We start from the raw sequence: 13,862 nt of genomic DNA on the forward strand, positions 1-13,862 counted from the left end.
TCAGTCCTCTCTGGAGTGCTGCGGGAAGCTCAGCGGTAGCCGGCCGCGGTGATGTTGGCCTGCAGGGCGTTCTCGGTGGCGTCCGACGGGTAGCCGGAGACCATGGCGCCTTCGTAGAACGTGCCGGCGCTCTGGTTGGCGCCGCCGTCGGGCTTGCAGCAGTCACCGCCGCTGCCGAGCACGATCGCACCCTGCTTCTTCATCGGGCTGTAGCCCGGCGGCAGCGCGCCGTCCCACAGCGTGTAGAGACCGCCGGTCTGGGCGTTGCTGCCCTTGATGGCGAACCGGGACGTCCCGTTGTTCTTCAACGTCGCGGTGACGAACTTGCTCGTGAACGCCCGCTGGTTGGCGTTCCAGGTGCTGCTGCCGCCCGGGAACAGACCCCATTCAAGGTCGGCCTGCACCCACGGCCCGGTGCCCGAGCAGCCACCGAACCAGCAGCTCGTACCGAAGTAGATCGCGTCCATGGCGCCGGCGGCGTCGGCCTTGCGGGTGGTCTCGCTGTTGCCGTAGTCGAAGCAGCAGCCGCTGTTGACGTGCGTCCCACTGGTGACCATGTACATGCCCTCGGGCGCGCTGCCGGTCGGGACACCGGTCAGGTGCCCGTCGCGCCAGTAGCTGTTTCCCGGTTTGATGTAGAGCGAATAGGCCTTCGAGCCGCCGACGATCAGCGACTCGGTCGTCGCGACCGCCGGCGAGCTCTGGGGCGAGCCGGGTACCACGGACGAACCTTGATACCACAGGTCGTTCCCGCGGCCGGACTGGTCGTACAGGACGGTGATCACGCAGGTCGCGCCGGCGCAGAAGGAGTCCTGGCTCGCGGCGTCGGCCACGCCGGCGCTGAGCGTGCCGATGTTCCGGGTCGCGTTGTCCGAACCGCGCCGGACCTGGTACAGGTGGCCGCGGTAGGAGCTGTAGAGGGCTCGTACCGTGCTGTGTGCGGCTACGCATGGCGTACCGCCGGCCGCGTAGATGTCGCAGGGCCCTCCGCCGGTGCTGCCACCCGGACTGACCTGGGCCCACTGCTGGTTGGACTGGCCGTTGCAGGCCCACAGAATGATCTTGGTGCCGTTCGCGGTGCCCGCCGCGTTGGCGTCCAGGCACAGTCCGGACTGCACCCCGGTGATCGTGCCGTTGTCGTTGACGTTCCACTGCTGGTTGGCCTGGCCGCTGCAGTCCCAGATGATGACGGCGGTGCCGTTGGTGGTGCCGCGGCCGGAGGCGTCCAGGCACTTGTTGCCGTACGCCGTCAGTTGCTTCCCGCTCGTGTACGTCCAGGTCTGACCGGTGGCGTCCGAGCAGTCGGCCAGCTGGGTCTGCAGGCCGTTGGTGGTGGCGGAATTCGGGACGTCGAGGCAGCGGCCCGACTGGCCGCCGACGATGCGGGTGGGGGTTCCGACGGTGGCGGCCGACGCGGCGGCCGCTCCGGTGAACACAAGGCTCAGGACCGCGGCGAGGGCGACGAGGCGTGGGCTGCGAAGCGATCGATCAGTCATAGCAGTTCCTCATCACTGGAGAAGAGGCTCATCGGCCGAGAAGGCGCCAGGTCTGGTTGAGCGGGCTGCCTTGCGAGGCCGGCTTGCAGGTCCACTGGTGGACCAGGGCGCGCGCCGCGGTGGAGACGCCGCTGACGTCGACGCACTTGCCGCTGTGCCGGGCGACGAGCTGGTAGTCGTGCGGGTCGTTGCCGGCGTAGCTGACCCGGCGCAGGGTGAACTGCTGGTTCTGCGCCCCGCTCAGGCACGTCCATTGGTGCACGGCGGCGCCGTCGGCCGTGGACACGCCATTGACGTCAAGGCATTTGCCGCTCTGCTGATTGACCACCGTGTACGTGTCGGCGACCCCGGCCACCGGGCGGAAGATCCACTGTTGCTGGTCGCCTCCCTCGCAGGAGAACTGCTGCTGCTGGTTGCCGTCGATGGTGCGCAGGTCGGTGTTGTCGAGGCACTGCCCGCTGTGCTGCACCACGGCGACGCTCGCGAAGCTCGCGTCGGTGGGCGGCAGCACCGTAATGGTGTAGGCGTTGGTGACCGTGTTGTTGGCGATGGTCACCGTCGTGGCGTTGCCGTTGAGCGTGACCACCCGGTCCTGCACGGTGGTCGGGCCGGCGACCGCGCCGCCGTTGTCGAACGGGATGCGCTGGACCCGCACGCGCGCCTGATTGTTGACCACGACACCGCTGGCGGTGTTCAGCCCCTGCAGGCTGACGGCGATGTTGCCGGTGGTCCGGCCGCCGCCGACCAGGACCTTGGCGGTGCCGGCGGACTTGGTGGCGTACGCGTCGTACCCGGCCGACGCCGTGGTGGCGACCGCGGTGCCGGTCTGCTGGGCGTAGTAGCGGTAGACCCACCATTCGCCCTTGGGCTGGTACTGGCCGGCCGAGCTGTGGGTGAGCAGGTTGCCCAGGTCGTTGTGCAGGTTGCCGCCGCTGGCCCAGTTGGCCCGCAGACCGTCGGCGCCGGCCCGTTCGAGGCGGGTGATGTACCAGGCGCCGTCGCCGGGGTTCTGCTCGTTCGAGGCGCCGTACTCGTTGATCTGGTACGGCCTGGTGTGCGCGATGCCGCGGGAGTCGAGTGTGGTGTTCGCCGCGGCGACGTTGGCCACCGGGTCCCCGGGCAGGGAGTGCCAGCTGATGATGTCCGGCACCGCGTTGTTGGCCTTGACGTAGTCGAGGTACTGGTTCCACCAGGCGCCGGAGGTGGTGGTGGGCACGCCGGCCAGGCTCGGGCCGACGATCAGGGTGCCCGGCATGTCGGTCCGCAGCCGCTGATACGTTCGCCGCCAGAGCTCGAAATACTGGGCCTGGGTGCGGTTCCAGAACAGGGTGAGGTTGGGCTCGTTCCAGATGTCCCATTCGACGGGGACGCCGGTCGCCTTCACGTCGTTGATGACCCGGCTGAGGAAGTTGTTGTAGTCGGTCCAGTCGCCGTTGTCGCCGGGAAAGCGGGCGATGGCGGCGCCGTCGGCGCCCCACAGGTCGTGGGCGAGCAGGACGAACTTGCCGCCGAGCGCCTTGGTCCGCTGCATCTGGGCGCGGGTGGCGTTCCATCGGCGGTCGTACCCGCCGCCGACCCAGCCGCTGCCCGGCAGCTGGGCGCCCCCGGCCCGCATGGCCTGGTATCTGATGTCGGTGAAGAAATGGTCGGGCGGCGCGGCCCCGGTCTCGGTCATGCCGTAGATCCACCCGGATGCCCGGTAGGTCGGCGCGGTGGTGGCGGCGGCGAAGTTGACGCTGATGCTCTGGTCGTCGGCGCGGGCCGGCGACGGTGCGGCCAGGACGCCGAGTGCGGCCAGCGCGACGGCCAGGATGCGGACGACACGGACACGGGCCGGGGATGCGGGTCTCACGGTGCCTCCGGTGGGGGAACGAGGACAGCAGGAGTCGCGGGAGGAGCCGGCGGCTCGTCCCGGAGCGGGTGGACGGTTCAGTCGGTGCGGGCGGGCCCGGTGCTGTCGCGCAGCGAGATGGGCGGTGCGAGCAACAGGTGACGCGGTGGACCGGCGGGTGCCGCGATCCGTTCGAGGAGCAGTTCCACGGCGTGTGCGCCCATTTCCAGCGCGGGCACATCGGCCGCGGTGAGCTGAGGACGGAAGCCTTCGGCCCAGTGCCGGGCGGCGACCCCGGCGATGGACAACTCGCGCGGGACAGCGACGTCGAGGCGCTCGATGCCGCGCTGGAGACCGGGCAGGGCCGCCTCGTTGATCGTGGTGATGGCGGTGACGTCGGGGTGAAGCTCGCGTAGCTGTTCGAGCCACTCCGTACCGGCGGCGGGGTCGTCGGCACACGGCAGCTCGATCCCGGTCAGGCCACGCCGGCGCACGACCTCGGCGAAGCCGGCCTGCGCTCGGTGTGCCGGGCCGTAGCCGGCCGCGAGCAGCTCGGCGGAACGGTTCAGCAGGGCGATGCTGCGGTGACCGAGATCGGCGAGGTGGTGCACGCAACGGGCGACCAGCGTGGCGTAGTCGACGTCGACCCAGCAGGTGCCGTGCGGATGGGCGGTGTGACCGATGGTGACGAACGGGAGTCCTTCGCGCTGCAGCCGGGTGACGCGTTCGTCCTCGAGCCGGATTTCCATGAGGATGACCCCGTCGACCCGCCGTCCGGAGATCAGCCGCTCGAACGACCGGTCGTGGTCGCCGCCGGACGGGGAGAGCAGCACGTCCAGATCGGTGCGGGCGGCAGCCTCGACGACGCTCGCGACGAAACCGAGCTGCATGTCGGTGAGCCGCAGGCTGGCCGGCGGGATGACCAGCCCCAGCGTGCGGGTACGGCCCTCCTTCAGCGCCCGGGCGGCGGCGTTCGGCCGGTAGCCGATCTCGTCGATCACGGCTTGGATCCGTTGCTTGGTCTCCGTGCTCACCGACCGGCGTCCGCTCAGCGCGTACGACACGGTGCTGCGCGACACCCCGGCCCGCCGGGCGATCTCCCCGATGTTCATGAACACCTCCCCTGCTGACCTTGCAGCTCGACTCAGGCCGCTGCCGGGACGATCGGCGGTTCGCGTCGAATCGGTTCGCGGCTGACGCTAGGCATCGACATCTACCGATGTCAATAGCATGCCGAGTCGATGACCAGGAGGTTTCAGAACGCGACAATACTGGTCCTGGGAGCGGTTGCCCGGACGCGATCGACGTCTTCCGGCCCACGAACCGACTGTCGAATCGATTCGCACGTTCGGCCACGCTTCTCGTGGTCCGCCCGCCGGCCGCGCCGCGACAACTACTCCACGAGCTGGTTCTTCACATCCCGGGGCACCCGCACACCGCGGGAACGTAGATCGGCGATGAAGCGGGCAGCGCGTTCTCCAGCGCGAAGTGCACCAGATCCTCACCGTCGAGCTCGGGAAGTTCAATAGAGCTACGCCGGTGCACGGCGAGCTGACCGATCCCAGATGAGCCGGAGCCTCGGGTTGCCCGGTCGACGCCCGACGCCTGTCAGTTGCCCTCGGGTGCGCCGTCGCCGACGCTCGCACCACCTTCCGGTGAGTCCGTGAGGTAGACGTGCTGGTGCCCGTTGCCGGCGTCGATGTTGATCTGGTCGAGTTGCGTGGCCGCCACCGACCAGTCGTTGACCGCGAGCAACCGCTGCCGCGACGCCACCGCCAGCAACGGCGCCTGATGGGCGGCCGGCAGCGCACGCGCCGCGGCGAAGGTATCGAGCGCGAGCGACAATTGGCTGACCGCGTTGCGCAGACCATTACGGGCGACGTTGGTGGCGGTGCTGCCCGACGGCGTGTCCTTGTGCCGCTCCACCTGCCGCACCATGATCTGCTTCCATTGCGACAGTTGCTGGTCGGTGACCGACTGGGTGCCCCCAGCACCCGCGTCCGCGGCCGGCAACGCGGACCGCAGCCCGGCCACCACCGGCTTGACCTGCTCCGCAGTGCTGCGAGCCAACGCGGTCAGCTCGACGATCTGAGTGGCGTCTCGCTCGGCCTCGTCCTCCTGCAGCGAGGCGATGGCCGCGTCGGTGTCAGTGTCGGTGTCGGTCGGGCTGGCCACCAGCACACCGATGAACAAACCCACCGCCGCGGCTACCAGCGGTGCGATCGCGGCGCGCAGCATCCCACCGGGCATCCGCCCCGCCTTGGAGACCACGGGCATCGGCCTACTCGACCCCGGCCTGCCGGTCCTGCGCGACATCGCCCACCCCCGGTCACCGACTACAACGCCAGCATCACGTTACGTACACTATTCGATCAACGTCAATGTCCTTCCGGTCCCGGAAGCTCCTCAGCCGCGCGCCGGTGATCAGTCGTTGTCCCGGGCGAGCAGCTCGTACGTCAGCTCGGTGATGCTCTCAGCACCCGGCGGAGCCTGCGGCGCCTCGACGTCGCCGTACTGGGTGACGGTGATGGCAAGCGGCGGTTCGGGCCGGCTGTCCGCGGCCTGGGACGCGAGCGTGGCCGGGAGGTTGAGCGTGAAGCTGGTCAGCCGGCCTTGCGCGTCGAGCGTGGCCTGGTACCTCATCGATGTGGCCGGTGGGCCGTAGTAGCTTGCCGGTTCGTCGATGACCAGGCCCAGCTCACCGTTGACCTTGGTGGCGTCCAGGGTGCCGGTGATGGTGTCACCGGTCCGTTCTGCGGTCATCACCGCGCTGACCAGCGCGTCGGCACCGGTCATATCCGGCTTGTCCGCGGTGGGGGCGGGCGCGGTGTAGTCCAGGGAGCTCTGTTCGTCGACCTGGGCTGCCTTCTCAAGGCGCTGCTGGTCGACGCGCAGCCAGCGTGTGCCGTTCAGTTGGGCGATGCTCGCCGCGTACCGATCGACCTCGGCCTGAGGGAGCCCGGCGCTCTTGATCTGGTCCAGGGCACGGGAACCTGCGTATGTGCCCTCGCCGGGCGGTTTCAGGTACGTCGTGTTTCCGACCTGCATGAGGGACATCTTGTTGCCGTACTCGACCGCGTAGCCGTCGGCTACGTCGACCTGAGCGCCGACGATGTCGGTGAGCATGTACGCGCCGGTACGGGTGAAGGCGTAGTTCCCTGACTCCAGACCGTGCAGCGAGTTGTCGAGGTCTTCAATCGCCCTGCTGTCACCGGCAACGATCGGCGCGTTGCCACTGGGCCGCAGCGCGGCGATGCCACCGGCCACCGCGACCAGAGCGGCAGCGGCGGCCGTGACGGCGAGACGCCGTCGGGCGCGGCGGCGCTTGGCGAACCGCAGGATGGGACCCGGCTCGAGAGGGTCGGTGCTGCGGGCCAGGTCATTCATGGCGTTGCGCAGGTCATCCGGGGCGAAGGTCATGACTGCTCCTTGGTGCCGTGGAAGGACTGAGGACTGGGAACCTCGTCGTCGAGCGCGATACGCATCTTGCGCAGAGCCGTGTGGCAGGTCGACTTGACCGTTCCGACACTGATGCCGAGGATCGTGGCAACGTCCCGCTCGGCCTGGTCGTCGAAGTAGCGCAGCACGACGACGGCGCGTTCACGGTTGGTGAGCAGGTCCAGTGCGGCCAGCAGCGCTCCGCGATCTTCGAGCGCGTTGTCCTGGCGTCCGGGCACCTCGGGAACGACATCAACCGCTCGTTCGTGGCGCTGGTGCGCAGTACGCCACCAGTCCGTGACCGCGTTCGTGACGGAGCGCTGCACGTACCCGTACGGATCGTCGTGCTCGATGCGCGACCACCGCTGATACGCGCGGACGAGAACGGATTGCACGATGTCCCGAGCCTGCTCGCGGTGCCCGCAGAGCAATTCGGCATGCGCGATCAGCCGATGGGAGCGAGCCGCCACGAACGCGGTGAAGGACTCGTCAGTATCCCGGCCTCGTCTGAACTTCATGATCTCCCAGACGTAACGAGCATCAGAAAGGTTGGGGCCCCACCCAGAACATTTTCCTCAGTCCGCAGCTCAGCGCCCGGCATCGGCGGTGATGCTGGCGGCCAGCACCTTGTCGCCAGCCGTCCAGCACCGCGGCATCCCCCACGTACAGGATCCGGCGGCGCTGGTCGGCGTCGTCGGTGCGGGCGCCCTCAGGAACGGCGGGACCGACCGCGGGCGCCGACCGGGCTTAAAGCGAAACCGGCTGACAACGAGCGAGCCGCCAATCGGTTACGGCCGTCTTATCGGAATCGACTCAAGATATAAATCTCGCCGCGGGCAGACAGCGGCCATCGGGACCCTAGTCCGCCTCCAGTGCGGTGTCACGGCCGATTCACCCGTCCAGATGATATGGATCTGCATCGAGGCCAACCGATTCACCAGATCGATGCCGTACGTCATTCCTGCCTTGGTAATGCATCCGGGGCGATTTACAGTGAATGCCTTCTCCACGACCGGACACTGCCGCATCGTCGAAAACAAGGATGCTCATGGTCGCCCTCCCTTATCTGATCGCCGCGGTCGCCGTGCTCGGCGCGGCCCTTTCCGTCGTCTGGGCGGTCCGCTACTCCGGTTACCGGGCCGGCGAGTTGCAGGCCTCGGCCGCAGAGTCCCGAGCCGCGCTGATGGCGGCCCGTGCCGACGTCGACCAGCTCACCGAGCGGCTCCGGCAGGCACAGGCGCAGACGGTGGAAACCGCCCATGGCCCGGCGGCACACGCCGGGGGCCGGCACGTCGAGGTCTTCGTCAACCTGTCCCGCCGGTTGCAGTCGCTGGTGCATCGGGAGATCAAGCTGCTCGACGGGCTGGAGAACGAGGTCGAGGACCCCGACCTGCTCAAGGGCCTCTTCCAGGTCGACCACCTGGCGACCCGGATCAGGCGGCACGCGGAGAACCTGGCGGTGCTGGGCGGGTCGGTGTCGCGCCGGCAGTGGAGCCGGCCGGTCGCGCTGACCGAGGTGCTGCGCTCGGCGATCGCCGAGGTCGAGCACTACTCGCGGGTCAAGCTGGTGCCGCCGATCGACGGCACGCTGCCCGGGCACGCCATTGCCAGCGTCATCCACCTGATCGCCGAACTGATCGAGAACGCGACGATGTTCGCGCCGCCGCACACCCAGGTGCTGCTCCGTGCGCAGCAGGTCGCCTCCGGGATGGCGATCGAGGTCGAGGACCGCGGGCTCGGCATGCAGCGCGCCGATCTCGACCGGGTCAACCAGCTGCTGGTCAACCCCGACGACACCAACCTCGACGACCTGCTGCGGGACGGACGGATCGGGCTCTACGTGGTCTCGGTGATCGCCCGGCAGCACGGGATCGTCGTGCAGCTGCAGAACAACATCTACGGCGGCACCCAAGCCGTGATCATCCTGCCGCCCCTGCTGATGGCTTCGGCGATCGAAGCCGCGCCCCCGGCAGAGCATCCGCCGGGTCCGGCTCAGCCGCAGAAACCGCTCGAGGTGGCGCAGCGGCCTCCGCTCGAGCGACGGGTTCCGCTCCAGCAGCGGATCCCGGTGCGGGAACCACTTCCGGTGCAAACCCGGCCGCTCGGTCAGTCCGACCGTCCGACCGTCACGATGGCTCAGGTCCCTCCGGACGCCGTGTCGCTGCCGCACACGGGGCGTAGCCCCGTCGAGGCCCGGCCGACCGCCGTCGCGACTGTTGCGCAGCAGCCGGCGCCGGCCACACCGTCGCGACCCCCGCTGCCGCGCCGCCGCCGGCAGACCCACATGGCCCCGCAACTGCAGCTCGGCCCGTCGCACCCGACGGCGGAACCGGCCGGTGAACACCAACCGGGCCTGATGGCGTCGTTCATGAGCGGCGTCTCGCAGGGCGAGGCGGATCCGCCTCGCCCCGACAGTCATGGCTGACCAGTGGTTCCGATCCCAGAAAGGCCCGGCTCTCATGTCGCGCACCGATTCCGCACGTACGTCTCAGGACCTGGTCTGGTTGTTGTCGGGCTTGATCGACCGCGTTCCGGATACCCGGAGCGCGTTGCTTCTGTCGTCCGACGGGCTGCGCAAGGCCGCCCACGGGCTCGACGACGACGGTGCGGACCACTTGGCCGCGGTCGCCTCGGGGCTGTTCTCGCTGGCCCGTAGCGCCGGTACCCGGTTCGGGGGCAGCGACCGCGTCCGGCAGGTGGTGGCCGAACTGGAGGACTCGCTGCTGTTCGTCTCGGCGGCCGGCTCCGGGGCGGTGCTCGCGGTGGTGGCGGGGAAGGCGGCCGACCCGGGCGTGCTGGGCTACGAGATGGCGCAAATGGTCAAGAGCGTGCGGCCGTACCTGTCCACGCCGGCCCGGCATGAGCCCGAGTTCCTGGACGTGCGCGGACGGTGAGCGTGCTGGACACCGATGAGCACTGGTTCGACGACGCCGCGGGACGCCTCATCCGGCCGTACACAGTGAGCAACGGCCGGACCGAACCGACCACCCGGATGGAGCTGCTGTCGATGGTGATCGCCACCGGCCGCCGCCCGCAGGGTCAGCTCGGACCGGAGCACGCCCAGGCACTCGGGCTCTGTGGCAGCTTCACCACGGTCGCCGAGGTCGCGGCGCGGCTGAGGCTGCCCGCAGTCGTCGCCAAGATCCTGCTTTCCGACCTGGTGGATTGGGGAGTGGTGGACACCCGCGCCCCCGACCCGATGGCTGATTCCACCAACTTGACGGTACTGGAGGCCATCCTCGATGCCCTTGAACGACGAATCTGACGGGTTCCCGTCCGCGCTCAAGCTGCTGATCGCGGGCGGCTTCGGCGTGGGCAAGACGACGTTCGTCGGCGCGGTCAGCGAGATCGAGCCGCTGCACACCGAGGAACTGCTCACCACCGCGAGCGTGGGCACGGACCGGCTCACCGGTGTCGAGGGCAAGTCGACGACCACGGTCGCGATGGATTTCGGCCGTATCACGATCAGCAAGGAACACGTGCTCTATCTGTTCGGCACGCCCGGGCAGGAGCGCTTCTGGTTCATGTGGGACGAGTTGTCCAGCGGCGCGATGGGCGCGGTCGTGCTGGCCGACACCCGCCGGTTGGAGGACTGCTTCCCGGCGGTCGATTTCTTCGAGTCGCGGGGCATCGGCTTTCTGGTCGCGGTCAACGAGTTCGACACGACCTGCCGGTACGAGCCGGACGACGTACGCAGTGCTCTCGACCTGAAGCCGGACACGCCGATCGTGCTCTGTGACGCGCGCGATCAGCGGTCCGCCACCGGCGTGCTCATCGGCTTGATGCAGCACCTCCTCGCCCAGCAAGCCTGTCGATGACCGAACGGAGCCCCGGCATGATCTACGACCCGTCCGGACGCCATCTGCTCACCCCGGCCGATCCGGAGGTGCCTGCCCGCCTGCGCCGGCTGCGGGAGCTCGGCCTGGGCGACGACGCGGATCCGCAACTCGACGAATTCGCTCGCCGCGTCGGCGCCATCACGAGCGCGCCGCTCGCGATGGTGAATTTCATTCAGGAGGACCGCCAGTACCTGGGCGGTCTGTACACCAGCGCATCGGTACCGGCCGCTCTCCGCGCCGGCTTGGCCGGTCGCACGTTCTCGCGCGAGCACGGATACTGCCCGCACGTCGTGGTCCGGCGTAAGGCGCTGGTGCTCGACGACGTCTGCGACTATCCGCGGTTCGCCGGCAACCCGGTGGTGGACGAGATCGGCACCCGGTCCTACCTGGGCGCTCCGCTGATCGATCGCACCGGTGTCGCCCTGGGCACGGTCTGCGTGGTCGACGTCGAACCGCGGCCCTGGGGACGGCCGGGGCTCGAGACGATCAAGGCGCTCGCCGCGGAGCTGGTCGCCCAGATCCACACCCGCGAGGGCAATTAGCCGCCGTTTTCCCACAGCTCCTCCCGCGAGGCAGCTCTCTTCGGGCGCCCGCCGGTCAGCATGCATCGTGTAAAGGGGCGAATCCGCCCTATCCGGCTGGCCGCCCTGGAGGAGCGGCATGCGTCCAGGCTCGGCCACGGCGTTTCGCTCCCGCCGTGGACATCAACTGGCGACCATCACCGCGTGTGACCGCGCGACCCCGTTGAGGAACCAAGAGCCCCGCTGTAGAGTTCGGTCGGGACAGGGACAAACGTAGACCCAGGACCCTGGACAGGTCTGCTGCCAGCACCGGATTACTGCGTGCCGCCACCATTCTCGGCGAACCCTCATACCCGAGTCAGCGCCGGCGCCTGCACGCGATATTCAGCCGAGCGTCGAAATCCGACGGGCGAATATCGACATCCCCGGAGGAGCGAATGACGGACGCCAAGGCCATGAATCAGGACGCTGCCCTCAGCGCGGCGACGAAGGACCGGCCGAAATCATCGTCGACAGCGGACATGCTGCTATTCCTGCGCACGTACGCTCAGAATTTCCTCAACTCCCGGTTGATGGACGAGCGCCGCTCATTACCGCCCGCAATGATATCGGAATTCGCCGAAGCGGGCCTGCTCGGCCTGCAGGTCCCCCGCGAACTCGGCGGACAGGATCTGTCCCACTCCGACCTGAACCGGCTGTTCACTCAATTGGGAGCCATCGATGCCAACCTCGCCGTTTTCTGCGCGGTGCACAACACGCTCGGCATAGCGCCGATCCTGTTGTCCGCGACCGACGAGGTCAAGGGCCGCGTGTTGCCCCGCCTGGCCGCGGGACAAGCCCTGACCACCAGCGCGATCAGCGAACCCGGCATCGGCTCCCACGTCCGGGGCATGACCACCACTGCGACCAGGCACCCGGACGGCTCGTACACGATCAAGGGCGCCAAGAAGTGGATCTCGCTGGGCGGCGACGCCCGGTACGTCAACATCTTCGCCGGGCTTCGCGATGAGCGCGGCCGTCCCCTGGGCATCACCGGCTTCCTGGTGGACAGCCGTACACCGGGTTTCGCCATCGGTCCGGAGATGCTCACCCTCGGCCTGCGGGCAGTGCCCCAGTACGATCTCACCTTCAACAACCTCAGAGTGCCCCCGTCCGCGCTGCTGGGGGCCGAGGGAAACGGCCTCGCCACCGCCAAAGCGGCGTTCATGGGCGGCCGTGCGGTGCTGGCCGCGATGGCGATGGGGGCGGCCATGCGCTCTCTCGAGCTGGCGCAGAGATTCACGCAAGGCCGCGAGGTCGCCACCGGCTCGCTGGCCGAGAACGGCCGCATCCGCGAGGTGCTGGCCGAGACCGCGGCCACGATTCAAGCGGTGGAGACCTTGATCTCCCGCATTGCGACGTGGCGGGACGCGGGGCAGGACGTGCCCGACGCGTGGTATTTCTGCGCGAAGATCCTGGGGTGTGAGCTCGGCTGGAAGGCGATCGACACGTCCCTGCAGGTGCTGGGCGCCCGGGGCTTCCTCGACACCAATACCGTCGGCCAGCATTTTCGCGACTACCGGTTGTTCCGCATCTTCGAGGGCTCCACCGAGGCGATCACGGTGTACCTGGGCACCACGCTGGTCAGACATCCCGACCGGTTCACGAAACTCGTGCGCCAGACCCGTCCGACCGCGCCGGTGCTCAAGCTGATCGACCAGGTGGCGGAGATCGGCGCCGACCGTCCCGACGATGTCGCCGCCCAGCACATCCACGCGGCTGTGGTCGGCGAGCTGGTGTGCTGGACCCTGCTGACAATGGTGACGAGCGAAGCCGCCACCCGCTCCGCGATGGATGGTTACACCGCCGCGTGGGCCGAGAACCAGCTACAGCGGCGGCTTCGCAATGCACAGCCCGGTTCCCGTGGAAGTCTGCCCACCAAGGCGGAGTTCGACCAGCACGTCGCCGGTTACGCCCAGGTCATCGGCGACGTGGACCAACGGCGCTGGCCCGCCGAAGAGTGGCGATCCGACCCGCTGCTCAGATGACACGGCAGGAGCTGCCCCCGGCGCAGTCTCCGTCGTTCTGGCGCTGACAACCCCCTGTCTGCCACCGTGATCGGGTGGCCGTCATCGGGTTCGTTATCTGAAAGTGGTGGGCAAATCGGTGTTCCAGGCGGTGGTGCACTTCCCCAGCTGGGCCGCAGGCCGAACCACTCCCTCACCGGCGTCCCGGTGACAGTCAGCCGAGTTGCCGGACGGGCTCGAGCCGGAAGATCCGCAGGGTGCGGTCGGCGCGTGCGTCGTAGTCCCGGTAGGCCGGCCACACCCGCAGCAGGAGCGGCCACACCCTGTCCCGCTCCGATCCCTCCAGCAGCGTGGCCCGCACGGCGGTGGTCTCGCCGGCGATCGTCATCGTGGCGGCCGGGTCGGCCAGCAGGTTGCCCGACCAGGCCGGGTGCCGGGCCTGACCCCAGTTCGAGCCCAGCACCACGTACGCGTCACCGTCTCGCGCGTACAGCAGCGGCCGCTCGCGAAGCAGGCCGCTGGTTCGCCCGCGCGTCGTCAGCAGCAGCGTCGGCGGCGCCGTCCGCCAACCGATCACCGAGAGGCGCCCCCGCGTGAGCCGGATCAACCGCCGGTCGAGCGGCATCAGGAACCGCCCGGCGGCGGCGAACCACCGTCGATGACCCAGTCGGACAACAACCTCGCTCAACCGCACGGCACATCCAAACACATCCGGCCCGGCTCGGGCAGCT

13 protein-coding genes are annotated in these 13,862 nt (G+C 68.9%); 6 read left to right on the top strand and 7 right to left on the bottom strand.

Annotated elements, in window-relative coordinates:
• Positions 1-29 precede the first annotated feature (29 nt).
• The 6 genes from LXN57_RS11410 to LXN57_RS11435 all read right to left on the bottom strand — a co-directional run bounded on the left by LXN57_RS11410 (position 30) and on the right by LXN57_RS11435 (position 7,283).
• Positions 30-1,496, bottom strand: coding sequence for an arabinofuranosidase catalytic domain-containing protein (locus LXN57_RS11410; RefSeq protein ID WP_251798022.1), 1,467 nt, complete (start codon positions 1,494-1,496; stop codon positions 30-32).
• A gap of 28 nt (positions 1,497-1,524) precedes the next feature.
• Positions 1,525-3,348, bottom strand: coding sequence for an RICIN domain-containing protein (locus LXN57_RS11415; RefSeq protein WP_251798023.1), 1,824 nt, complete (start codon positions 3,346-3,348; stop codon positions 1,525-1,527).
• A gap of 77 nt (positions 3,349-3,425) precedes the next feature.
• Complete coding sequence (locus tag LXN57_RS11420; protein WP_251798024.1) at positions 3,426-4,439, bottom strand: LacI family DNA-binding transcriptional regulator; 1,014 nt, start codon at positions 4,437-4,439, stop codon at positions 3,426-3,428.
• Positions 4,440-4,935: 496 nt separating this feature from the next.
• Entirely contained in the window at positions 4,936-5,604 is a 669-nt protein-coding gene (locus LXN57_RS11425; protein WP_251798025.1) for a hypothetical protein, read from the bottom strand.
• Between the two features lie 147 nt (positions 5,605-5,751).
• Positions 5,752-6,747, bottom strand: a complete 996-nt coding sequence (locus LXN57_RS11430; RefSeq protein WP_251798026.1) for a hypothetical protein — start codon at positions 6,745-6,747, stop codon at positions 5,752-5,754.
• On the bottom strand, positions 6,744-7,283 hold the full coding sequence (locus LXN57_RS11435; protein WP_251798027.1) for a SigE family RNA polymerase sigma factor: 540 nt from the start codon (positions 7,281-7,283) through the stop codon (positions 6,744-6,746). Before LXN57_RS11435 ends, LXN57_RS11430 begins: the two co-directional genes overlap by 4 nt.
• Before the next feature lie 530 nt (positions 7,284-7,813).
• Here LXN57_RS11435 and LXN57_RS11440 point away from each other — a divergent pair.
• The 6 genes from LXN57_RS11440 (at position 7,814) to LXN57_RS11465 (ending at position 13,152) form a co-directional block, all read left to right on the top strand.
• The gene (locus LXN57_RS11440) at positions 7,814-9,190 is read left to right on the top strand and encodes a sensor histidine kinase (protein WP_251798028.1); all 1,377 of its coding nucleotides are present in this window, start codon (positions 7,814-7,816) and stop codon (positions 9,188-9,190) included.
• A gap of 34 nt (positions 9,191-9,224) precedes the next feature.
• Entirely contained in the window at positions 9,225-9,659 is a 435-nt protein-coding gene (locus LXN57_RS11445) for a roadblock/LC7 domain-containing protein (RefSeq protein ID WP_221382223.1), read from the top strand.
• Positions 9,656-10,030 (top strand): DUF742 domain-containing protein, encoded by a 375-nt coding sequence (locus LXN57_RS11450; RefSeq protein WP_251798029.1) that lies wholly within the window; start codon positions 9,656-9,658, stop codon positions 10,028-10,030. Before LXN57_RS11445 ends, LXN57_RS11450 begins: the two co-directional genes overlap by 4 nt.
• The gene (locus tag LXN57_RS11455; RefSeq protein WP_251798030.1) at positions 10,008-10,583 is read left to right on the top strand and encodes a GTP-binding protein; all 576 of its coding nucleotides are present in this window, start codon (positions 10,008-10,010) and stop codon (positions 10,581-10,583) included. The genes LXN57_RS11450 and LXN57_RS11455 overlap by 23 nt, the downstream gene beginning before the upstream one ends.
• Positions 10,580-11,146 (top strand): GAF domain-containing protein, encoded by a 567-nt coding sequence (locus tag LXN57_RS11460; RefSeq protein ID WP_251798031.1) that lies wholly within the window; start codon positions 10,580-10,582, stop codon positions 11,144-11,146. The genes LXN57_RS11455 and LXN57_RS11460 overlap by 4 nt, the downstream gene beginning before the upstream one ends.
• A 416-nt stretch (positions 11,147-11,562) precedes the next feature.
• The gene (locus tag LXN57_RS11465) at positions 11,563-13,152 is read left to right on the top strand and encodes an acyl-CoA dehydrogenase family protein (protein WP_251798032.1); all 1,590 of its coding nucleotides are present in this window, start codon (positions 11,563-11,565) and stop codon (positions 13,150-13,152) included.
• Between the two features lie 193 nt (positions 13,153-13,345).
• Here the strand turns inward: LXN57_RS11465 and LXN57_RS11470 are convergent, their stop codons facing one another.
• Positions 13,346-13,819, bottom strand: coding sequence for a nitroreductase family deazaflavin-dependent oxidoreductase (locus LXN57_RS11470; RefSeq protein ID WP_251798033.1), 474 nt, complete (start codon positions 13,817-13,819; stop codon positions 13,346-13,348).
• Between the last annotated feature and the right edge of the window lie 43 nt (positions 13,820-13,862).

Origin of the sequence: Paractinoplanes hotanensis (assembly GCF_023717965.1) — a bacterium.
Lineage (GTDB): Bacteria > Actinomycetota > Actinomycetes > Mycobacteriales > Micromonosporaceae > Actinoplanes > Actinoplanes polyasparticus.

Coding starts and splice junctions, on each gene's coding strand:
- LXN57_RS11410 (WP_251798022.1), bottom strand. CDS start 1,496: ATGACTGATCGATCGCTTCGCAGCCCACGCCTCGTCGCCCTCGCCGCG.
- LXN57_RS11420 (WP_251798024.1), bottom strand. CDS start 4,439: ATGAACATCGGGGAGATCGCCCGGCGGGCCGGGGTGTCGCGCAGCACC.
- LXN57_RS11425 (WP_251798025.1), bottom strand. CDS start 5,604: ATGCCCGTGGTCTCCAAGGCGGGGCGGATGCCCGGTGGGATGCTGCGC.
- LXN57_RS11430 (WP_251798026.1), bottom strand. CDS start 6,747: ATGACCTTCGCCCCGGATGACCTGCGCAACGCCATGAATGACCTGGCC.
- LXN57_RS11435 (WP_251798027.1), bottom strand. CDS start 7,283: ATGAAGTTCAGACGAGGCCGGGATACTGACGAGTCCTTCACCGCGTTC.
- LXN57_RS11440 (WP_251798028.1), top strand. CDS start 7,814: ATGGTCGCCCTCCCTTATCTGATCGCCGCGGTCGCCGTGCTCGGCGCG.
- LXN57_RS11445 (WP_221382223.1), top strand. CDS start 9,225: ATGTCGCGCACCGATTCCGCACGTACGTCTCAGGACCTGGTCTGGTTG.
- LXN57_RS11455 (WP_251798030.1), top strand. CDS start 10,008: ATGCCCTTGAACGACGAATCTGACGGGTTCCCGTCCGCGCTCAAGCTG.
- LXN57_RS11460 (WP_251798031.1), top strand. CDS start 10,580: ATGACCGAACGGAGCCCCGGCATGATCTACGACCCGTCCGGACGCCAT.
- LXN57_RS11465 (WP_251798032.1), top strand. CDS start 11,563: ATGACGGACGCCAAGGCCATGAATCAGGACGCTGCCCTCAGCGCGGCG.